At 60.0% G+C, this 522-nt stretch carries 1 tRNA gene and 1 rRNA gene; both read right to left on the reverse strand.

The features are described 5' to 3' along the window. Positions 1–248: 248 nt before the first annotated feature. Positions 249–320: transfer RNA gene (locus ACQE3L_RS15440), tRNA-Ala, on the reverse strand. Positions 321–447: 127 nt separating this feature from the next. Then, positions 448–522, reverse strand: a 16S ribosomal RNA gene (locus ACQE3L_RS15445); the annotation flags it as partial.

Genomic DNA, 522 nt, shown 5'->3' on the forward strand with positions numbered 1-522 from the left:
CGGCTCTCGAGCCGAGCCATTCACCAGCTGGCACAGTAGCCAGTTGAATACGTCCACGAACTCGGTACTGAGTTCAGTGGGCGTCTGGATCGCACGTATACACGGTCGTCATCGAATCGCTCTGTGACATCAGAGCGTTCGTCGAACCCTTCCCACCCGCGGTTTCCCGGAGTGGTGCATCGGTCGTCGTCTACTCCAACCCACCGCCGTCCCACACTTAAGGGGCGCGGTTCGGCCGGAGCCTGACATGGACTCACTGGGATTCGAACCCAGGGCATCCTCCTTGCAAAGGAGGCACTCTCCCACTGAGCTATGAGCCCAACCCGCCTGCGCGGGTACTGCTGTCTGCAATGTGAGCCAACGACGTTCCAAAGTGCCCGCTCTCGCGAGTGACCGAACACGACACCATATGAGTGAAAGGTGAGGGCCTGAGGCCCTCGGGTCAGTAGGAGGTGATCCAGCCGCAGATTCCCCTACGGCTACCTTGTTACGACTTAAGCCCCCTTGCGAAGCCCAGATTCG

This window comes from Haloparvum alkalitolerans (assembly GCF_050122995.1).
GTDB lineage: Archaea > Halobacteriota > Halobacteria > Halobacteriales > Haloferacaceae > Haloparvum > Haloparvum alkalitolerans.